Annotated in this window: 24 protein-coding genes; 11 read left to right on the top strand and 13 right to left on the bottom strand. The window is 60.1% G+C overall.

Annotated features, from left to right (window positions below; genetic code table 11):
- Positions 1 to 46: 46 nt before the first annotated feature.
- The 10 genes from hisC to AC1DU9_RS18975 all read right to left on the bottom strand — a co-directional run bounded on the left by hisC (position 47) and on the right by AC1DU9_RS18975 (position 7,997).
- Complete coding sequence (gene hisC, locus AC1DU9_RS18930) at positions 47 to 1,099, bottom strand: histidinol-phosphate transaminase (protein WP_477810614.1); 1,053 nt, start codon at positions 1,097 to 1,099, stop codon at positions 47 to 49.
- 2 nt (positions 1,100 to 1,101) lie between these two features.
- Positions 1,102 to 2,427, bottom strand: coding sequence for a histidinol dehydrogenase (gene hisD, locus AC1DU9_RS18935; RefSeq protein ID WP_223458720.1), 1,326 nt, complete (start codon positions 2,425 to 2,427; stop codon positions 1,102 to 1,104).
- 126 nt (positions 2,428 to 2,553) lie between these two features.
- Positions 2,554 to 3,189: an ATP phosphoribosyltransferase gene (gene hisG, locus AC1DU9_RS18940; protein WP_008018703.1), complete on the bottom strand. Its 636-nt coding sequence runs from the start codon at positions 3,187 to 3,189 to the stop codon at positions 2,554 to 2,556.
- 125 nt (positions 3,190 to 3,314) lie between these two features.
- Positions 3,315 to 4,580: a UDP-N-acetylglucosamine 1-carboxyvinyltransferase gene (gene murA / locus AC1DU9_RS18945; RefSeq protein ID WP_223458718.1), complete on the bottom strand. Its 1,266-nt coding sequence runs from the start codon at positions 4,578 to 4,580 to the stop codon at positions 3,315 to 3,317.
- Between the two features lie 22 nt (positions 4,581 to 4,602).
- Complete coding sequence (locus AC1DU9_RS18950; RefSeq protein WP_108218211.1) at positions 4,603 to 4,842, bottom strand: BolA family protein; 240 nt, start codon at positions 4,840 to 4,842, stop codon at positions 4,603 to 4,605.
- Between the two features lie 114 nt (positions 4,843 to 4,956).
- Positions 4,957 to 5,262, bottom strand: a complete 306-nt coding sequence (locus tag AC1DU9_RS18955; RefSeq protein WP_477810615.1) for an STAS domain-containing protein — start codon at positions 5,260 to 5,262, stop codon at positions 4,957 to 4,959.
- Positions 5,259 to 5,912: an MlaC/ttg2D family ABC transporter substrate-binding protein gene (locus AC1DU9_RS18960; RefSeq protein ID WP_223458713.1), complete on the bottom strand. Its 654-nt coding sequence runs from the start codon at positions 5,910 to 5,912 to the stop codon at positions 5,259 to 5,261. Before AC1DU9_RS18960 ends, AC1DU9_RS18955 begins: the two co-directional genes overlap by 4 nt.
- 11 nt (positions 5,913 to 5,923) lie before the next feature.
- Positions 5,924 to 6,391: an outer membrane lipid asymmetry maintenance protein MlaD gene (mlaD, locus tag AC1DU9_RS18965; protein WP_007970271.1), complete on the bottom strand. Its 468-nt coding sequence runs from the start codon at positions 6,389 to 6,391 to the stop codon at positions 5,924 to 5,926.
- Positions 6,391 to 7,188, bottom strand: coding sequence for a lipid asymmetry maintenance ABC transporter permease subunit MlaE (mlaE, locus tag AC1DU9_RS18970; RefSeq protein ID WP_223458710.1), 798 nt, complete (start codon positions 7,186 to 7,188; stop codon positions 6,391 to 6,393). The genes mlaD and mlaE overlap by 1 nt, the downstream gene beginning before the upstream one ends.
- Positions 7,188 to 7,997, bottom strand: a complete 810-nt coding sequence (locus AC1DU9_RS18975; protein WP_108218207.1) for an ATP-binding cassette domain-containing protein — start codon at positions 7,995 to 7,997, stop codon at positions 7,188 to 7,190. Before AC1DU9_RS18975 ends, mlaE begins: the two co-directional genes overlap by 1 nt.
- A gap of 276 nt (positions 7,998 to 8,273) precedes the next feature.
- On the opposite strand from AC1DU9_RS18975, the gene AC1DU9_RS18980 reads away from it, so the two are divergent.
- The 10 genes from AC1DU9_RS18980 to AC1DU9_RS19025 all read left to right on the top strand — a co-directional run bounded on the left by AC1DU9_RS18980 (position 8,274) and on the right by AC1DU9_RS19025 (position 15,389).
- Complete coding sequence (locus AC1DU9_RS18980) at positions 8,274 to 9,248, top strand: KpsF/GutQ family sugar-phosphate isomerase (RefSeq protein WP_223458707.1); 975 nt, start codon at positions 8,274 to 8,276, stop codon at positions 9,246 to 9,248.
- Positions 9,248 to 9,772: a KdsC family phosphatase gene (locus AC1DU9_RS18985; protein ID WP_007970265.1), complete on the top strand. Its 525-nt coding sequence runs from the start codon at positions 9,248 to 9,250 to the stop codon at positions 9,770 to 9,772. Before AC1DU9_RS18980 ends, AC1DU9_RS18985 begins: the two co-directional genes overlap by 1 nt.
- A gap of 7 nt (positions 9,773 to 9,779) precedes the next feature.
- A complete protein-coding gene (gene lptC / locus AC1DU9_RS18990) occupies positions 9,780 to 10,352 on the top strand; it encodes an LPS export ABC transporter periplasmic protein LptC (RefSeq protein WP_477810616.1) in 573 nt (190 codons plus the stop codon).
- Complete coding sequence (gene lptA, locus AC1DU9_RS18995) at positions 10,339 to 10,887, top strand: lipopolysaccharide transport periplasmic protein LptA (protein ID WP_007986700.1); 549 nt, start codon at positions 10,339 to 10,341, stop codon at positions 10,885 to 10,887. Before lptC ends, lptA begins: the two co-directional genes overlap by 14 nt.
- Positions 10,887 to 11,612: an LPS export ABC transporter ATP-binding protein gene (lptB, locus tag AC1DU9_RS19000; protein ID WP_008054366.1), complete on the top strand. Its 726-nt coding sequence runs from the start codon at positions 10,887 to 10,889 to the stop codon at positions 11,610 to 11,612. The genes lptA and lptB overlap by 1 nt, the downstream gene beginning before the upstream one ends.
- Before the next feature lie 272 nt (positions 11,613 to 11,884).
- Positions 11,885 to 13,378, top strand: a complete 1,494-nt coding sequence (locus AC1DU9_RS19005) for an RNA polymerase factor sigma-54 (protein ID WP_223458703.1) — start codon at positions 11,885 to 11,887, stop codon at positions 13,376 to 13,378.
- Positions 13,379 to 13,452: 74 nt separating this feature from the next.
- A complete protein-coding gene (gene hpf / locus AC1DU9_RS19010; protein ID WP_108218201.1) occupies positions 13,453 to 13,761 on the top strand; it encodes a ribosome hibernation-promoting factor, HPF/YfiA family in 309 nt (102 codons plus the stop codon).
- A 12-nt stretch (positions 13,762 to 13,773) separates the two neighbouring features.
- Positions 13,774 to 14,238: a PTS IIA-like nitrogen regulatory protein PtsN gene (ptsN, locus tag AC1DU9_RS19015; protein ID WP_223458700.1), complete on the top strand. Its 465-nt coding sequence runs from the start codon at positions 13,774 to 13,776 to the stop codon at positions 14,236 to 14,238.
- Between the two features lie 2 nt (positions 14,239 to 14,240).
- On the top strand, positions 14,241 to 15,098 hold the full coding sequence (gene rapZ / locus AC1DU9_RS19020; protein ID WP_223458698.1) for an RNase adapter RapZ: 858 nt from the start codon (positions 14,241 to 14,243) through the stop codon (positions 15,096 to 15,098).
- 15 nt (positions 15,099 to 15,113) lie between these two features.
- Positions 15,114 to 15,389, top strand: coding sequence for an HPr family phosphocarrier protein (locus AC1DU9_RS19025; RefSeq protein ID WP_223458695.1), 276 nt, complete (start codon positions 15,114 to 15,116; stop codon positions 15,387 to 15,389).
- Positions 15,390 to 15,463: 74 nt separating this feature from the next.
- On the opposite strand, the gene pmbA is transcribed toward AC1DU9_RS19025, so the two are convergent.
- Positions 15,464 to 16,810 (bottom strand): metalloprotease PmbA, encoded by a 1,347-nt coding sequence (gene pmbA / locus AC1DU9_RS19030; RefSeq protein ID WP_008018721.1) that lies wholly within the window; start codon positions 16,808 to 16,810, stop codon positions 15,464 to 15,466.
- Between the two features lie 108 nt (positions 16,811 to 16,918).
- On the opposite strand from pmbA, the gene yjgA reads away from it, so the two are divergent.
- Positions 16,919 to 17,443: a ribosome biogenesis factor YjgA gene (gene yjgA / locus AC1DU9_RS19035; RefSeq protein WP_108218197.1), complete on the top strand. Its 525-nt coding sequence runs from the start codon at positions 16,919 to 16,921 to the stop codon at positions 17,441 to 17,443.
- 48 nt (positions 17,444 to 17,491) lie between these two features.
- On the opposite strand, the gene tldD is transcribed toward yjgA, so the two are convergent.
- Together tldD and AC1DU9_RS19045 are read right to left on the bottom strand one after the other, a co-directional pair.
- Positions 17,492 to 18,934 carry a metalloprotease TldD gene (tldD, locus tag AC1DU9_RS19040; protein ID WP_046040036.1) on the bottom strand — a complete coding sequence of 481 codons (1,443 nt, stop codon included), beginning with the start codon at positions 18,932 to 18,934 and terminating at the stop codon, positions 17,492 to 17,494.
- A gap of 12 nt (positions 18,935 to 18,946) precedes the next feature.
- A complete protein-coding gene (locus tag AC1DU9_RS19045; protein ID WP_223458693.1) occupies positions 18,947 to 19,801 on the bottom strand; it encodes a carbon-nitrogen hydrolase family protein in 855 nt (284 codons plus the stop codon).
- Between the last annotated feature and the right edge of the window lie 22 nt (positions 19,802 to 19,823).

The following is a 19,823-nucleotide window of genomic DNA, read 5'->3' on the forward strand; positions in this document are numbered from 1 at the left end:
ACACACCATCGCGAGCAGGCTCGCTCCTACAGGGGGCAGTGGTGGTTTAGAGGTCGCCTAGTCCGTCGATCAGCGCCTGATTCTGCTCTGGCGTGCCGATGGATATCCGCAGGAACTGGGCAATCCGTTCCTGCTTGAAGTGCCGGACGATCACGCCTTGCTCACGCAACTTCGCCGCAAGCCCCGCCGCATCGTGCCGGGGGTGGCGAGCGAAGATGAAGTTCGCCGCCGATGGCAGCACTTCAAAACCCTTCTCCTCTAGCTGTGCAACGACCTTCTCGCGATTCTCGATCACCAACCGGCAGGTCTTGTCGAAATACTCGCGATCGTCGAACGCGGCGGCAGCGCCGACATTGGCCATGCGATCCAGCGGATAGGAGTTGAAACTGTTCTTGATCCGCTCCAGCGCCTCGATCAGGTCCGGATGCCCGACCGCCAGGCCAACCCGCAGACCGGCCAGGGAACGGGACTTGGACAGGGTCTGGGTCACCAGCAGGTTCGGATAACGATCGACCAGCGTGATTGCCGTCTCGCCGCCGAAATCGATGTAAGCCTCGTCGACCACCACCACCGAATCCGGGCTGGCCTTGAGAATCTGCTCCACAGCTTCCAGTGCCAACAGGCAACCGGTCGGTGCGTTCGGGTTGGGGAAAATGATCCCGCCGTTCGGTTTGGCGTAGTCCGCCGGGTTGATCTGGAACTGCTCGTCCAGCGGCACCGCATCGAACTTGATGCCGTACAACCCGCAGTAGACCGGGTAGAAGCTGTAGCTGATGTCCGGGAACAGCAGCGGCTGATCGTGCTGCAGCAAACCGTGGAAGATGTGCGCCAGCACTTCGTCTGAACCGTTGCCGAGGAACACCTGATTGCCTTGTACGCCGTAGTACCTGGCGACGGCTTGCTTGAGCAGATCGCTGTTCGGGTCCGGGTACAGACGCAGGTTGTCATTCAGTTCGGTTTGCATCGCCGCAAGGGCTTTTGGCGATGGGCCGTACGGGTTTTCGTTGGTGTTGAGCTTCACCAGCTTTGCCAGCTTCGGCTGCTCACCCGGGACGTAAGGCACCAGATTCTTGACGAACGGGCTCCAGAATTTACTCATGTTCAGTTCCCCTGCTTGTCGTCAACGATGCGATATTCGGCACTACGGGCGTGCGCGGTCAGCGACTCGCCACGGGCCAGCACGGAAGCGGTTTTGCCCAACTCGGACGCGCCCTGCTCGGAGCAGAAGATGATCGACGAGCGTTTCTGGAAGTCGTACACACCCAGCGGCGAAGAGAAGCGCGCAGTGCCGGAGGTCGGCAACACGTGGTTCGGGCCTGCGCAGTAATCACCCAGGGCTTCGGACGTGTGACGGCCCATGAAGATCGCGCCAGCGTGGCGGATCTGCGGCAGCCAGGCGTGAGGATCGGCAACGGACAATTCGAGGTGCTCCGGCGCGATGCGGTTGGCGACTTCGATGGCTTGCTCCATGTCACGCACCTTGATCAGTGCACCACGGCCATTGATCGAGGTTTCAATGATCGCGGCGCGCTCCATGGTCGGCATCAGCCTGGCGATGCTGGCGGCGACCTTGTCGAGGAACTCGGCGTCGGGGCTGACCAGAATGGCCTGGGCGTCTTCGTCGTGCTCGGCCTGGGAGAAAAGATCCATGGCGATCCAGTCCGGATCGGTCTGGCCGTCGCACACCACAAGGATTTCCGAAGGGCCGGCGATCATGTCGATTCCGACCTGGCCAAACACGTGGCGCTTGGCGGTGGCGACATAGATGTTGCCCGGACCGACCACCTTGTCGACCTTCGGCACGCTTTCGGTACCGTAAGCCAATGCGGCAACGGCCTGAGCACCGCCAATGGTGAACACGCGGTCGACACCGGCGATGCAGGCCGCTGCCAGCACAAGCTCGTTGATTTCACCGCGCGGGGTCGGCACGACCATGACCACTTCAGTGACGCCAGCGACCTTGGCTGGAATCGCGTTCATCAGCACCGACGACGGGTACGATGCCTTGCCGCCCGGTACGTACAGGCCGGCGCGATCCAGCGGCGTGACTTTCTGGCCCAGCACGGTGCCGTCGGCTTCGGTATAGCTCCAGGAGTCCTGCTTCTGTTTTTCGTGGTAGCTGCGCACACGAGCCGCGGCGACTTCCAGGGCTTCGCGTTGGGCCACGGAGATGCGGGTGAGCGCCAGTTCCAGACGCTCACGCGGCAGGATCAGGTCGGCCATGGACTTCACGTCCAGGCCGTCGAACTGACGGGTGAAGTCCACCAGTGCCGCGTCGCCACGCTCACGCACGGCCTTGATGATGTCCAGCACTCGCTGATTGACCGAGTCGTCAGACACACTTTCCCAGCTCAGCAGATGATCCAGATGATGCGCAAAATCCGGGTCAGCAGCGTTGAGTCGGCGAATTGCAGTCGGTGCGGTCATAGCGAGAGCCTCATAGGATTGGCAAAAAACTCAGGCGCCCGAAGCTAGCACTCCATCCGCTTGGGCACCTGAGAATTCTGGCTATGAGGCGGATAGACGGGCGCGACTTAACGTCGCGCGGGTGAATCAGCCGCGGTGTCGAGACTCCACTGCCTTGCGCAGGGTGTCGATCAACGCCTGGATACGGGCGTGCTGCATTTTCATCGAAGCCTTGTTGACGATCAGTCGGGAGCTGATGGCCGCGATGAAATCCTGTGGCTCCAGGCCGTTGGCCCGCAGTGTGTTGCCGGTGTCGACCACGTCGATGATCTTGTCGGCCAGGCCGATCAGAGGTGCCAGTTCCATCGAGCCGTAGAGCTTGATGATGTCGACCTGACGGCCCTGTTCGGCGTAGTAGCGCTTGGCAACGTTGACGAACTTGGTAGCGATACGCAGGCGGCCCTTGGGCTCGACCGCGCCGACCTTGCCTGCAGTCATCAGCTTGCACTGGGCAATTTGCAGGTCCAGCGGCTCGTACAGGCCCTGGCCGCCGTATTCCATCAGCACATCTTTACCAGCGACGCCGAGGTCGGCAGCACCATGTTCGACATAGGTCGGCACATCGGTGGCACGCACGATCAGCAGGCGTACATCTTCCTGGGTCGTGGGAATGATCAGCTTGCGGCTCTTGTCCGGATTCTCGGTCGGCACGATGCCCGCTTCAGCCAGAAGCGGCAAGGTGTCGTCAAGGATGCGGCCCTTGGACAGTGCGATGGTCAACATGGGAAACGTCAGTCCTTATCAAGGTACTCATGCCCGGTCGCAAATGACGCCGGACACACGTCGAGCCGAAAACGGCTCGACTTCAACAAATCAACGGGCACGTCCTTATGCCCATGCAGCGGGTACTAGCCCGGAACGCGACGGATCTTCGCGCCCAGCATCTGCAGTTTCTCTTCGATGCACTCGTAGCCACGGTCTATGTGGTAGATGCGATCGATCAGGGTATCGCCTTCAGCGATCAGTGCCGAGATGACCAGGCTGGCCGAAGCGCGCAGGTCGGTGGCCATGACTGGCGCGCCTTTGAGTTTCTCGGTGCCGGTAACGATAGCCGTATTGCCTTCGACCTGAATCTTGGCGCCCATGCGATGCAGTTCGTACACGTGCATGAAGCGGTTTTCGAAGATCGTCTCGATCACGGCACCGGTGCCTTCGGCAATGGCGTTAAGGGAGATGAACTGTGCCTGCATGTCGGTCGGGAACGCCGGGTACGGAGCGGTCCGCACGTTGACGGCTTTCGGACGCTTGCCGTGCATGTTCAGCTCGATCCAGTCTTCGCCGCAGGTGATTTCGGCACCGGACTCACGGAGTTTTTCCAGAACGGCTTCGAGGATGGTCGGATCCGTATCCTTGACCTTCACACGACCACCGGTCACCGCCGCCGCCACCAGGTAGGTGCCGGTTTCGATGCGGTCGGGCATCACTTTATAAGTGGTGGTGTGCAGACGCTCGACGCCATCGATGGTGATGGTGTCGGTACCGGCGCCGGAAACCTTGGCGCCCATGGCGTTCAGGAAGTTCGCCAGGTCGACCACTTCAGGCTCGCGAGCGGCGTTGGCCAGCACGCTACGGCCCTTGGCCAGGGCGGCGGCCATCATGATGTTTTCGGTACCGGTCACGCTGACGGTATCGAAGAAGAAGTGCGCACCGCGCAGGCCACCTTCAGGTGCCTTGGCCTTGATGTAGCCGCCTTCGACGTCAATGACCGCGCCCATGGCTTCCAGGCCACGGATGTGCAGGTCAACCGGACGCGAACCGATGGCGCAACCGCCAGGCAAGGCAACTTCGGCTTCACCGAAACGGGCAACCATCGGGCCCAGCACCAGGATCGACGCACGCATGGTTTTAACCAGTTCGTACGGTGCGACCAGGGTCTTGATGGTGCGCGGGTCGATTTCGACGGCGAGTTTCTCGTCGATCACCGGTTCAATGCCCATGCGGCCGAACAGCTCGATCATGGTGGTGATGTCGTGCAGGTGCGGCAGGTTGGCCACGGTCACCGGGCCATCGCACAGCAAGGTGGCAGCCAGGATCGGCAGGGCAGAGTTCTTTGCCCCGGAGATGCGGATTTCGCCATCAAGACGAACGCCACCGGTAATAATCAATTTATCCATAAGAATCTCGACGCCCTTGGGCTCAGGTGCGCTCGGCCCAGGCCGTGCTGCTGAAAAATTTCATAGTGACCGCATGGATGCTGCCATCGACGATCCACGGGTTCAAATGGGCATAGACCTGCTGCTGACGCTTGACCGGGCTCAATGCCGCCAGTTCATCGCTAATCACGTTCAGCTGGAAATTGCAGCCTTCGCCCTCGACTTCTACTTTCGTTCCGGGCAGCTTTCCTTCAAGAAAGCTCTTAACTTCGTTGGCCTGCATGCTCAACCTCATTCGGCGCCCTGTGCGCGCGGGTCGGACATCATACAAAAAAGCCCCGCGCCTGCGAACCCCGCCAAGCAGGACTCGGACGGGGGGCTTCTTTATAGATGCGTGTCAGGGGTGCGCCAACAGCTCGGTCATCTCGCTGACCTGAGCGATTTCACGCATGTCTTCCGGCATCCCGCGGATGCTCAGGTCCTTGCCGGCCGCCTGGGCATCGCGGATAAAGCACAGCAGCAACGACAAACCGACACTGCTGGACTTGGTCACCGCCGAGCAGTCGAGCACCAGCGCCGCGGCCGTGCTGGTCTTGATCAGCGCCTTGCCCTGCTCGCGCAGGCCAGGGCCGGTGCGGTAATCCAGCACGCCACTGAGTCGCAGCTCGCCCGCTTCGTCCATCTGGACTGCCGACTCACTCATTGGGCTGACTGCCCTGGTTTCTTGTCGGTGGCTTCCTTGGCCTTGGCGACTTCCCCGGCCCAACCATTGATGGTCTTGTCCAGGTCGTTGCCATTGCGCTGCATCGCATCGGCGAACTGATCGCGGAACAGCTTGCCGATGTTGATGCCGTTGATGATGACGTTACGCAGTTTCCACTCGCCGTTGATCTTCTCCAGCGTATAGGACACCGGATAGATCGCACCGCTGCTGCCCTTGACGGTCATGCCAACGCTGGTACGGTCGCCCGACTCATCCTTGGCCGGATCAACGGTGATGCCCTGGTTGTTGTACTCGAGCAAGGCATTGCCATAGAACTGGAACAGCCCCTTCTTGAAGTTCTCTTCAAAGGCCTTCATTTGCTCAGGCGTGGCTTTGCGCGAGTATTTGACCGTCATGATGCTCTTGGAAATACCCTCGGCATCCACGACCGGCCCGACGATGGTGTTCAGCGCCGCATAAAAGTCTTTCGGATCCTGCTTGTACTTTTCTTTGTTGGCCGCCAGATCGGCCAGCATCCGATTAGTGGTGTCCTGTACCAGATCGTGCGCGGAAGGCGCCGCCACGGCGTGGGACACCAACGGAAACACCGCGAGTATTACCAACAGGCCACGTCGCAAGGTAGAGATCATTTAACAGTTCCTCATTTAGCTTCTTTGCTAACGGTATTGAGCAGGAATTTACCGATCAGGTCTTCGAGCACCAGCGATGACTGCGTGTCATGGATGGTTCCACCATCCTTGAGCAGGGTGTCTTCCCCGCCCACGCTGATACCGATGTACTTCTCGCCCAACAGGCCAGCGGTCAGGATAGATGCAGTAGAGTCCGCCGGAAGATTATCGATGCGTTTTTCCAGCTGCATGGTCACCCGACCGGTGAAACTGTCGCGATCCAGATCGATGGCCGTGACCTTGCCGATGGTCACACCGGCCATGGTCACTTTAGCTCTGACCGTCAAACCGGCGATATTGTCGAAGTAGGCGTAAAGTTTATAGGTATCAGTGCTCGGAGTCGGGGACAGGCCACTGACCCGCAACGCCAACAAGAGCAAAGCCAGGATGCCAGCCAGCAAGAAAAGGCCGACACCGATTTCCAGGGTGCGGTTTTGCATCAGAAATCTCCAAACATCAAGGCGGTCAGAATAAAGTCCAGGCCGAGTACTGCCAACGAGGCATATACAACGGTCTTGGTAGTGGCACGACTGATCCCCTCGGAAGTGGGTTCGCAGTCATAGCCTTGGAATACGGCGATCCAGGTCACGACAAAGGCAAAGACGATACTTTTGATGATCCCGTTGAGCACATCGTCGGTGAACGTCACGCTGTTCTGCATGTTCGACCAGTAGGAACCTTCATAGACTCCCAGCCAGTCGACAGCTACCCACGAGCCGCCCCAGATACCCACCACGCTGAAAATCATCGCCAGCACCGGCAGGGAAATGAAACCGGCCCACAAGCGTGGCGCGATGATGTACTTGAGCGGGTCAACCCCGATCATTTCCAGGCTGGACAACTGCTCGGTGGACTTCATGTTGCCGATTTCGGCGGTCAACGCCGAACCTGCGCGCCCGGCGAACAGCAAGGCAGTCACCACCGGCCCCAGCTCACGCAGCAGCGTCAGCGCCACCATCTGCCCGACGGCCTGCTCCGAACCATAGCTGGAAAGAATGTTGAAGCCCTGCAGCGCCAGCACCATGCCGATGAACACCCCGGAGACCACGATGATCACCAGGGACATCACGCCCACCGAATGCAACTGCTTGATCAGCAGCCCGAAACCGCCACCGATTCCGCCCCGGCCAAGCAAGGCATGGAACAGGAACAAGCTCGAACGCCCGAACACCGCCAACACATCGATGCCGGCCTGGCCAAAGCGGCGAACGCGTTCTATCAATGAAATCCTGCGCATCAGCGCTTCCCCAGAAGATCTGCGCGGTAATCCGTCGCTGGAAAGTGGTACGGGACCGGGCCGTCGGGTTCGCCGGTCATGAACTGACGAATGCGCGGTTCATCCGAGTTCATCAACTCGTCCGGCGTCCCCTGCCCCAACACCTGACCATCGCCCACCACATAAATGTAATCGGCAATGCTCGCGGTCTCGGCCAGATCATGGGACACCACGATGCTGGTGATGCCCAGAGCATCGTTGAGCAAACGAATCAGGCGCACCAGAACGCCCATTGCAATGGGGTCCTGGCCGACAAAGGGTTCGTCGTACATGAGGATCTGCGGGTCGAGCGCAATCGCCCGGGCCAGCGCAACACGGCGTTTCATGCCGCCGGAAAGCTCGTCGGGCATCAGGTCGATGGCACCGCGCAAGCCCACAGCCTGCAGCTTGAGCAGGACGATGTCGCGGATCATTTCATCCGGCAGTTGCGTATGGACCCGCAACGGAAAGGCGACGTTCTCGAAGACATCGAGGTCGGTGAACAGTGCGCCGCTCTGAAACAGCACGCCCATATGCTTGCGTGCATCGAACAGGTCGCTGCGCGACAGTTTTGGCAGATTCTGACCGTTGACCCAGACTTCGCCCCTGGTAGGCCGCAACTGGGCACCCATCAGACGCAAAAGCGTGGTCTTGCCACACCCGGAAGGCCCCATGATGCCTGTGACCTTGCCGCGCGGGATACGGATATCGACATTATTGAAAATGCTGCGCGCACCGCGCTTGAAGGACAGTCCCTTCAGCTCGACCGCGTAGGCGTTATCGGCACTCATCTAAACTCCTTGCGATGCAGCCTCTCACTCGGACGCCTGGCTTTCTGACAAAAGCACATCCCTCCCGGGCAGGCCGAACTGGCGGCGAACTATATCACTGCAAAGGCTGCGCGCCCAAGGCCAAAGCCGGGGCATGTTCAACTGAATGACCGGTTGAAAGCCCCATTTAGAAGGTTTCCCGTAACAGGTAATAACAATGCGCGACGAACTTGCGTGAGGGATTCGATCATTACCGTTATAATCGCCGACTTTTCTTCAGGCTATACGATTTCTGACATGAGCCAATCCAGCGACCTGATTCGATCAGCACAACGCACCATCCGCCTCGAGGTAGAAGCCGTGCAAGGCCTGCTGCCCCATATCGATGCTGATTTCGTACGCGCTTGCGAGATGATTCTGGCCAGCAAAGGCCGCGTGGTCGTGGTCGGCATGGGCAAGTCGGGGCACATTGGCAACAAGATCGCCGCGACTCTGGCCAGCACCGGCACCACGGCATTTTTTGTGCACCCGGCTGAAGCCAGCCACGGCGACATGGGCATGATTACCCGCGACGACATCATTCTGGCGCTCTCGAACTCCGGCTCCACCAATGAAATCGTGACCCTGCTGCCGCTGATCAAGCGCCTGGGCATTCAATTGATCAGCGTGACCGGCAATCCTGACTCCGCGCTGGCCAAGGCCGCCGAGGTCAACTTGAATGTTCACGTCGAGCACGAAGCCTGCCCGCTGAACCTGGCACCGACCTCGTCGACCACCGCCGCCCTGGTCATGGGCGACGCCCTGGCAGTCGCGCTGCTGGAAGCCCGTGGCTTTACCGCCGAAGACTTCGCCTTTTCCCATCCCGGCGGCGCCCTCGGCCGACGCCTGCTGCTGAAAGTGGAAAATGTCATGCACGCAGGCCAGGAACTGCCGCAGGTCCAGCGCGGCACCCTGCTCAAGGATGCCCTGATGGAAATGACCCGCAAGGGCCTGGGCATGACCGTCATTCTGGAAGCCGACGGCAAACTGGCCGGAATCTTCACCGACGGCGACTTGCGCCGCACACTGGACCACGGTATCGACATCCACAACGCCATCATCGACCAGGTCATGACAGCCCATGGCAAGACCGCGCGCGCCGAGATGCTCGCCGCCGAAGCGCTGAAAATCATGGAAGACCATAAAATCAACGCATTGGTCGTGGTCGACAGCGAAGACCGCCCGGTCGGCGCCCTGAACATGCACGACTTGCTTCGTGCAGGAGTAATGTAATGAGTGCGGACCTGTTGCAACGCGGCAAACAGATCAAACTGGCGGTGTTCGATGTCGATGGCGTGTTGACCGATGGCCGCCTGTACTTCCTCGAAGACGGCAGCGAATTCAAGACGTTCAACACACTCGATGGTCAGGGTATCAAGATGCTGATGGCCGCCGGCGTGCAGACCGCCATCATCAGTGGCCGCAAGACCCCGGTGGTCGAACGGCGAGCCAGAAACCTCGGTATCCCGCATCTGTATCAGGGGCGCGAGGACAAACTGGTGGTGCTCGACGAACTGCTGGCCCAACTCAACCTGAGCTATGAACAGGTGGCCTACCTCGGCGACGACCTGCCGGACCTGCCCGTGATTCGCCGCGTCGGCCTGGGCATGGCGGTGGCCAATGCCGCCAGCTTCGTGCGTGAACACGCTCACGGCATCACCCTCGCCCGTGGTGGTGAAGGCGCCGCTCGCGAATTCTGCGAACTGATCCTGCGCGCCCAGGACCGCCTCGATGCGGCCAATGCAGCGTACCTGTGAGCCCACTATGCTGAGCAAAAAATTTCGCAACACCCTGATGTACAGTTGCATCGCGGCGATATTCGCCGCGGCTGGCTACTGGAACATCAGCCCGGAACGCTTCCTCGACAAGCCGGTAACGCCGGTCGATGAAAGCATGATCGACTATTACGCCATCAACGCCCACAGCGTGCAGTACCTGCCGGACGGCAAGCTGCAATATGATCTGGTGTCCGACAAGGTCGAGCACCTGAAAGCGACCGAGGTGACATTGCTGACCAACCCCGACCTGAATGTGTTCCGCGGTACTGAATACCCGTGGCACGTCCAGAGCCTGCACGGCGAGGTCAACCCTGATGGCACACAGGTCGAGCTGATCGATGACGTGCGCATCACGCGCTTCGACGAGAAAAACCGTAAAACCCTGATCACCAGCACCCGCATGACCGTGTTCCCGCAGCAGCAATATGCGCAGACCGAGCAAGACGTTAGAATCGACGGCGCTGGCGGTGTATCGACTGGCAAGGGAATGAAAGCGTATTTGAAAGAAAGCAGGATACACCTGCTATCGAACGTAAGAGGACAGTATGAGGCTCGTTAAAACCCTCCCGATTTTGCTCAGTCTGGGCGCAGCACTGGGAAGCGTGAGCGCCTGGGCTCTGCCGGAAGATCAACAGCAGCCTATCCGCATTCAGGCCGACGATGCCCAACTGGACGACAAGCAAGGTATTGCTACCTATAAGGGTGACGTGATCATCACCCAGGGCTCGATGAAGGTGACCGGCAACACCGTGACCATCACCCGCACCCCGACTGGCGACATCGACGTAGTGACCTCGGTGGGCAACCTGGCGTACTTCGAGCAACTGCAAACCGCTGGCGATACCAAGCCTGTTCAGGGCTGGGGCGTGACGATCCAGTATCACGCCGCGCAGAACCGGGTCGTACTGATCGACAAGGCCAAGGTTGTCGACAAGGACAACAACGTCACCCAGGGCGAAAAAATCGTCTACGACACGGTCAAGAAGCTCGCCAGCGCCGGTCGCGCCACGGGCAGCAAGGTCACCGAGGCACGTCCGCGTATCGACATGGTGATCCAGCCGAAGAAGAAAACCGACGAGAATAAGGCCCAGTAATGGCAACTCTGAAAGCTCAGCATCTGGCCAAGAGCTACAAGAGCCGCCAGGTCGTGCGCGATGTCAGCCTGTCCATCGACAGCGGTCAGATCGTCGGCCTGCTTGGCCCGAACGGCGCCGGCAAGACCACCTGCTTCTACATGATCGTCGGTCTGGTACAGGCCGACCAGGGCCGCGTCCTGATCGATGACCTGGACGTCAGCCACCAGCCGATGCACGGTCGCGCAAAGGCCGGTATCGGCTACCTGCCGCAAGAAGCATCGATCTTCCGCAAACTGTCGGTGGCCGACAACATCATGGCCATCCTCGAGACTCGCAAGGAACTCGACAAGGCCGGTCGTCGCAAGGAGCTGGAAAGCCTGCTGCAGGAATTCCACATCAGCCACATCCGCGACAACCTCGGCATGAGCCTGTCCGGTGGTGAGCGCCGTCGCGTGGAAATCGCCCGGGCCCTGGCCACCAACCCGAAATTCATCCTCCTCGACGAACCCTTCGCCGGCGTGGACCCGATTTCGGTCGGGGACATCAAGCAGATCATTCACCACCTCAAGGCCAAAGGCATTGGCGTGCTGATCACCGACCACAACGTTCGTGAAACCCTGGATATCTGCGAAACCGCCTACATCGTCAACGACGGCCAACTGATCGCCGAAGGCGACGCTGAAACCATCCTGGCCAACGACCTGGTGAAGGAAGTGTACCTGGGCCACGAATTCCGCCTGTAAGACACCGAGGCACCAGAGCAGTCGACAAGCGCTTGTCTCGATAAAAAATCAACTCTTTTTTATTGTTACAGCGCTCTAGGCAAACCCGACGCTTCAAAGATGTTCAGGAGCCAGCCGGAGCAACCTGTCAACAAAACTTTGCAGCTTTTATTGTTACAGCGCTCTAGGCAAACCCTTCAGTTTCAGGCATATAATTTGCTTAAGTTTGGCGCCCCGGCGCCCTGTAGTGGATGGCGCGTGTGCGCCGGCGAATAAGGTGTTAAGCCCCTGCCATGAAACCATCGCTAGTCTTGAGAATGGGCCAGCAGCTGACGATGACACCGCAGCTGCAACAGGCTATCCGCCTGCTCCAATTGTCGACCCTGGACCTGCAGCAGGAAATCCAGGAGGCCCTGGAGTCCAATCCGATGCTCGAACGCCAGGAAGAAGGCGACGACTTCGATAACACCGACCCCTTGGCCGACAACGCCGAACAGAAGCCCAACGCCGACATCCAGGAACCCTCCTACCAGGAAAGCGCCCCGACGGTCGATAACCTCGATGAGGGTGACTGGAACGAGCGCATCCCCAACGAACTCCCCGTCGACACCGCGTGGGAAGACGTTTACCAGACCAGCGCCAGCAGCCTGCCCAGCAATGACGACGACGAGTGGGACTTCACCACCCGCACTTCGGCCGGCGAAAGCCTGCAAAGCCACTTGCTGTGGCAACTGAACCTGGCCCCGATGTCCGACACCGATCGCCTGATCGCCGTGACCCTGATCGACTGCATCAATAATCAGGGCTACCTGGACGAAACCCTCGAGGAAATCCTCGACGCCTTCGATCCGGAACTGGACATCGAACTGGACGAAATCGAAGCGGTCCTGCACCGCATCCAGCAATTCGAGCCCGCCGGCATCGGCGCCCGTAACCTGGGCGAATGCCTGCTGCTGCAATTGCGCCAGCTACCCGCCAAGACCCCTTGGCTGGCCGAGGCCAAGCGCCTGGTCACCGATTACATCGACTTGCTTGGCAGCCGCGACTACAGCCAGCTGATGCGCCGCATGAAGCTCAAGGAAGATGAACTGCGCCAGGTCATCGAGCTGGTCCAGAGCCTCAACCCGCGCCCGGGTTCGCAGATCGAGTCCACCGAAGCCGAGTACGTCGTTCCTGACGTTATCGTGCGCAAGGACAACGAGCGCTGGCTGGTGGAGCTCAATCAGGAGTCGGTGCCACGGCTGCGGGTCAACGCCCAGTACGCCGGTTTCGTGCGCCGCGCCGACACCAGCGCCGACAACACGTTCATGCGCAATCAGTTGCAGGAAGCCCGCTGGTTCATCAAGAGCCTGCAAAGCCGCAATGAAACCCTGATGAAGGTTGCCACCCAGATCGTCGAGCATCAGCGTGGTTTCCTCGAATATGGCGACGAAGCCATGAAGCCGCTGGTCCTGCATGACATCGCCGAAGCGGTCGGCATGCATGAGTCGACGATTTCACGGGTGACCACCCAGAAGTTCATGCATACCCCCCGGGGCATTTATGAACTGAAGTACTTTTTCTCCAGTCACGTCAGCACCTCCGAAGGCGGCGAATGCTCGTCCACGGCGATCCGCGCGATCATCAAAAAACTGGTTGCCGCGGAAAATCAGAAAAAGCCATTGAGTGACAGCAAGATCGCTGGTTTACTGGAGGCACAAGGCATTCAGGTGGCTCGCCGCACCGTCGCCAAGTACCGCGAATCCCTCGGGATCGCGCCTTCGAGCGAACGCAAGCGGTTGATGTAGGGCCACGCCACAGCGTTCCAGTGGCAGATCATCTGATCTGCCGCTTTATGCACTGGCAACGAAGGAGAAGCTGTATGCAAGTCAACATCAGTGGACACCAACTGGAAGTGACCGAACCTCTTCGCACCTACATCGGCGAAAAACTCGAACGATTGGAGCGACATTTCGACAGGATCACTAATGTGCAGGTCACGATGACCGTCGAAAAACTGAAGCAGAAAATCGAAGCCACGTTGCATATTCCCGGGAATGAAGTGGTCGCCAACGCGGAACATACCGATATGTACGCCGCGATCGACGCACTTACCGACAAGCTGGATAAACAACTCAAAAAGCATAAGGAAAAGACCCAGAGCCTCCTCCAGGGCGCAACCGGTCGTTAACACTCCCAACCCATGATCCGACTTGAAAGTATCCTGACCCCCGGCCGTTCCCTGGTGAACGTGCCGGGCGGCAGTAAAAAGAAAGCCCTCGAACAAATTGCCAATCTGATCGCCCGCGAAGTGCCGGCCCTGGAGATGCAAGATGTCTTCGAGGCGCTGATTGCCCGTGAAAAACTCGGCTCCACCGGTTTTGGCAACGGCATCGCTATTCCACACTGCCGTCTCAAGGGCTGTGTTTCGCCCATCAGTGCTTTGATGCACCTGGACGCCCCTATCGACTTCGACGCCATCGACGGCGCGCCGGTTGACCTGCTGTTCGTATTGCTGGTCCCGCAAGCTGCCACCGATGCGCACCTTGAGCTGCTGCGACAGATCGCCAGCATGCTCGACCGCAAGGAAGTTCGCGAAAAACTGCGTCATGCTGCAAGCAACGAAGCCCTGTATCAGGTTGTCCTGGACGAGCAAAACGGTCAGTAATCATGCGCTTGATCATCGTCAGTGGCCGTTCCGGCTCAGGTAAAAGCACCGCCCTCAACGTTCTTGAGGACAACGGCTACTACTGCATCGACAATCTGCCTGCCGGTCTGCTGCCGGAACTGGCCGAACGAGCCTTGATTCATACCGAGCTGCTACAGCCGCTGGTCGCCGTTTCCATTGACGCGCGCAACCTGCCCAGCCACCTGTCACGCTTCCCCGAGCTGCTCGAAGAAGTCCGCAACCGCCATATCCAGTGCGATGTGCTGTACCTGGATGCCGACGAAGAAACCCTGCTCAAGCGCTTCTCGGAAACCCGCCGACGTCACCCCCTGACCAACGCGAACCGCTCGTTGGCCGAAGCCATCAGCGTCGAGAGCGACCTGCTCGGGCCGATTGCCGACCTCGCCGATCTCAAGATCAACACCACCAGCCTGAACCTGTACCAGCTGCGCGACGCCATCAAACTGCGTCTGTTGAATCAGCCCGAGCCGGGCACTGCGTTCCTGGTGGAGTCCTTCGGGTTCAAGCGTGGCATGCCGGTGGACGCCGACCTGGTGTTCGATGTGCGTTGCCTGCCCAACCCTTACTGGAAACCGGAATTGCGCGAGCAGTCCGGGCTCGATCAACCGGTTGCCGAATACCTGGCGGCACAGCCGGATGTCGAAGAGATGTTCCAGGACATTTCCACATACCTGCTAAAGTGGCTGCCTCGTTTTGCCGCCAGCAACCGCGCCTACGTCACCATTGCCATTGGCTGCACTGGCGGACATCACCGTTCCGTCTACCTGACCGAGCGTCTGGGGCAGGCGCTGCAAAAAACCCTGAAGAACGTCCAGGTTCGCCACCGCGACCTCAGCTAAAGGATTCACATCGCGATGCCTGCTCTGGAAATCGAAATCATCAACAAGCTGGGCCTGCATGCCCGAGCGTCTGCAAAATTCGTCGGGGTCGCCGGCCAGTTCAAGGACTGCACGATCAGGGTAGGACGCACACCTGAATCCACAGTAGATGGCAAAAGCATCATGGCCATGATGATGCTCGCTGCCGGCAAGGGCACCAAAATCTATCTGAGCACGGAAGGCGAGCAGGAACAGGAAGCGATGGACGCGCTGGTAGCCCTGATCAATAACTACTTCGACGAAGGCGAATAAACATCAAAAGTTCCACAAAAAAAGGCGCGCCACCCGGATGGGTGGCGCGCCTTTTTTTTGTGTAACGGGAAGGCTTAGCTACCCGCCACCGTCATCCGCTCGATCAGCACCGAACCTGTGCGAATGTTGCTGCGCAACTCCAGATCATTACCCACGGCCACGATCTGCTTGAACATGTCGCGCATGTTCCCGGCGATGGTCACTTCCTGGACCGCGAACTGGATTTCGCCGTTCTCGACCCAGTAACCCGCCGCGCCACGGGAATAGTCGCCGGTGACCATGTTCAGCCCCTGGCCCATCAACTCGGTGACCAACAGCCCGCGCCCCATGCGCCGCAGCAAGGCTGCCTGGTCTTCATCGCCATGGGTGACGAACAGGTTGTGCACGCCGCCGGCATTGGCCGTGCTCGGCATGCCGAGCTTGCGGCCGGAGTAGGTGCCGAGGATGTACGACACCAACTCGCCTTTTTCGACGAACGGTTTGGCGTAGGTTGCCAGGCCATCGCCATCGAACGCCGCGCTGCCCAAGGCTCGCATCAAGTGCGGACGCTCGTCGATGGTCAGCCACTCAGGAAACAGCTTCTGACCGAGAGTGCCCTCAAGGAACGAAGACTTTCGATACAGGCTGCCGCCGGAAATCGCCGACAGGAAACTGCCGAACAGCCCCCCTGCCAACTCTGCGGAAAACAGCACCGGCACCTCGCAAGTCGGCACCGGCCGCGCGCCCAGTCGGCTCGCCGCCCGTTGCGCAGCGCGCTGGCCGATGCTCACCGGATCGGCCAGCAAATTGCCCTGGCGGTTCACGTCGTACCAGTAATCGCGCTGCATCTGGCCATCGGCCTCGGCGATCATCACGCAGCTCAGGCTGTGACGAGTCGATGCGTAACCGCCGATAAACCCGTGGCTATTGCCATAAACGCGGCAACCCTGATGGGTACTGAGGGTGGTGCCGTCGGCATTCTTGATTCGGCTGTCGGCAGCAAACGCCGCGGCTTCGCAGGCCAGGGCCTGTTCGATGGCTTGTTCCGGAGTGATGTCCCATTGGTGGAACAGGTCGAAATCCTGAATATCCCGCGCCATCAGCGCGGCATCCGCCAGGCCCGAGGCTTCGTCTTCCGAAGTGTGTTTGGCGATGGCCAGTGCAGCGGCGACGGTTTCGCGAATCGCTTCCGGACCACTGGCCGATGTGCTGGCCGAGCCTTTGCGCTGACCGACGTACAAGGTGATGCCAAAACCCTGATCGCGGTTGAATTCTACCGTTTCGACTTCACGCTGACGCACCGTGGTCGACAAGCCCTGCTCCAGTGACACCGCCACTTCACAGGCGCTGGCCCCCTGGCGCCTGGCTTCAGCGATGATCTGCTCGACTTGTTCCTGCAGTGCCGGCAACGCTTGTGGGCCGACGCTTTCAACTGCACTCATGCTGTTCTCCACTCAAATTCTGCTTTCGGTAACGGTCATCGAGCGACCGGGCCGGACAAGCGGCCCCCGACTGGTTATCATGGCGGCGTTTCTTTGCGGACGGCCACCATGGTTGATTCTTACGACGACTCCCTCGATACGGGAGAAAAAAGCAAATCCCAGGTTAAACGCGAGCTGCATGCTCTGGTTGACCTTGGCGAGCGCCTTACAACACTCAAGCCTGACTTGCTGGCAAAACTGCCCTTGACCGACGGAATGCGTCGGGCTCTGGCCGATGCGCCCAAGCACACCGCGAACATCGCGCGTAAACGGCACCTTCAGTTCATCGGCAAACTGATGCGCGATCAGGACACTGCCGCCATTCTGGTTCTGCTCGATCAACTCGATGCCTCCACCCGTCAATACAACGAACGTTTCCATAACCTGGAGCGCTGGCGCGATCGTCTGATCGCCGGCGACGATGCCGTTCTGGAAAAATTCGTCGTCGACTACCCGGACGCGGACCGCCAGCAATTGCGCTCCCTGATCCGTCAGGCCCAGCATGAGGTGGCGCAAAACAAGCCTCCTGCTGCCAGCCGTAAAATCTTCAAGTACATCCGTGAGCTGGACGAGACTCAACGCGGTCTGCGTTAATTCTCGAACCGGGTGAGCTGCCTCGCAGCTCACCCGCAGCCTCACCTCTTACGAACCCGTGCCACCCACGGTGATCGCATCAATCTTCAGCGTTGGCTGGCCGACACCCACCGGCACCGACTGCCCATCCTTGCCACACGTGCCCACGCCGCTGTCCAGCGACAGGTCATTACCGACCATCGACACCTTGCTCATGGCTTCCGGCCCGTTGCCGATCAGGGTCGCACCCTTGACCGGAGCGGTGATCTTGCCGTCCTCGATCAGGTACGCCTCGCTGGTGGAGAACACGAACTTGCCGCTGGTGATGTCCACCTGACCGCCACCCAGGTTGGCGCAGTAGATGCCGCGTTTTACCGAGGCGATGATTTCCGCCGGGTCGCTTTCGCCGGCGAGCATGTAGGTGTTGGTCATGCGTGGCATCGGCAGGTGCGCGTAGGATTCGCGACGGCCGTTACCGGTGCGCGCCACGCCCATCAGGCGGGCGTTGAGCTTGTCCTGCATGTAGCCTTTGAGCACGCCGTTTTCAATCAGCGTGGTGCACTCGGTCGGCGTACCTTCGTCGTCGACGCTCAACGAGCCGCGGCGACCGGCCAGGGTGCCGTCATCGACAATGGTGCACAGCTTCGACGCAACCATCTCGCCCATGCGCCCGCTGTAGGCCGAACTGCCCTTGCGGTTGAAGTCGCCTTCCAGACCATGACCGACCGCTTCGTGCAACAGCACGCCTGACCAGCCGGAACCGAGCACTACCGGCAAGGTGCCAGCGGGTGCCGGGATGGCTTCTAGGTTGACCAGTGCCTGGCGCAACGCTTCACGGGCATAGCCCATGGCGCGGTCTTCGCCGAGGAAATAACGGTAATCGGTCCGCCCGCCACCGCCATGACCGCCGCGCTCGCGGCGACCGTTCTGCTCAACGATCACACTGACGTTGAACCGCACCAGCGGGCGCACATCCGCCGCCAGACCGCCGTCGGTGGAAGCCACCAGAATCCGCTCCCAGACACCGGCCATGCTCACGGTGACTTGCTGGATGCGTGGGTCGAGGGCACGGGTCGCGGCGTCAACTCGCTTGAGCAAATCGACTTTCTCGGCACGGGTCAGCACCTCCAGGGGATTGTCCGGTGCATATAACTGCGCGACGTCCTGGCTGGTGAATGCCTGTACGGTGCCGTGCTGCCCGGCCCGGGAAATCGAACGGGCGGCACGCGCCGCCGCGCCCAAGGCTTCAAGTGTGATGGCATTGCTGTAGGCAAAACCGGTTTTTTCACCCGATTGCGCACGCACACCCACACCTTGGTCAAGGTTGAAGCTGCCTTCCTTGACGATGCCGTCTTCCAGCGCCCAGGACTCGGAGATCTGCCCCTGGAAATACAGGTCGGCGGCATCGATGCCTGGCCCGGCCAAGTCGCCGAGCACGCCTTGCAGGCTCTCGATCGTGACGCCACCGGGCGCCAGCAGGTGTTCACTGACTGAGGACAACAACTCGCTCATATGCTTTACGCCTTAAATTCGTCGTTCTGATGCAGGTCGCTGGGCGCCCTGCGAGAAAAATCGCCGGTGACTGGACACCGGCATCCGCGCCCGGATGGACGCCTGTTCGCTGCTATCGCGTTCGGCCAGTAGTACGGCCTCGCCTTGATCCTGTTGCGCCAGCACACGCCCCCAAGGGTCGACGATGGCGGCATGGCCAAAGGTTTCCCGTGGCCCCGGATGCGTCCCGCCCTGGGCCGCGGCGAGCACATAACATTGCGTCTCGATGGCCCGCGCACGTATCAGCACATCCCAATGCGCCGCGCCGGTCACCGCGGTGAAGGCCGAAGGGGCGGTAATCAGTTCCGCGCCGGCCGCGCGCAATTCACTGTACAGCTCGGGAAAGCGCAGGTCATAGCAGACCGTCAGGCCAACCCGGCCGACGGGCGTGTCTGCCACGACCACTGCGTTGCCATAAGCATAGTCATCGGATTCGCGATAACGGCCACGATTGTCCGCCACGTCCACATCGAACAGGTGCAGCTTGTCGTAGCGCGCCACCGTTTCGCCCTGGTCATCGACCAGCAACGAACAGGCATGGGCTTTCGCCGTTGGCTGATCCACCGGCGGCAATGGCAACGTGCCGGCCACAATCCATAACTTGAGGTCGCGTGCGGTCTGTTTCAACCAGGGCAGGATCGGGCCTTCGCCCAAGGCTTCGGCGCGCCCGATGTCGGCAACGTCGCGCCGGCCCATGGCGGCAAAGTTTTCCGGCAATACCGCGAGCTTCGCGCCACCGGCGGCCGCTTGTTCGAGCAGTCGACGGGCCTGGGCCAGATTAGCCAGCACATCGCTCTGGCTGACCATTTGAATCACCGCTACAGACATGGCGCACTCCTGGAATCGTATG

The organism is Pseudomonas sp. P4_C1 (genome assembly GCF_056402155.1).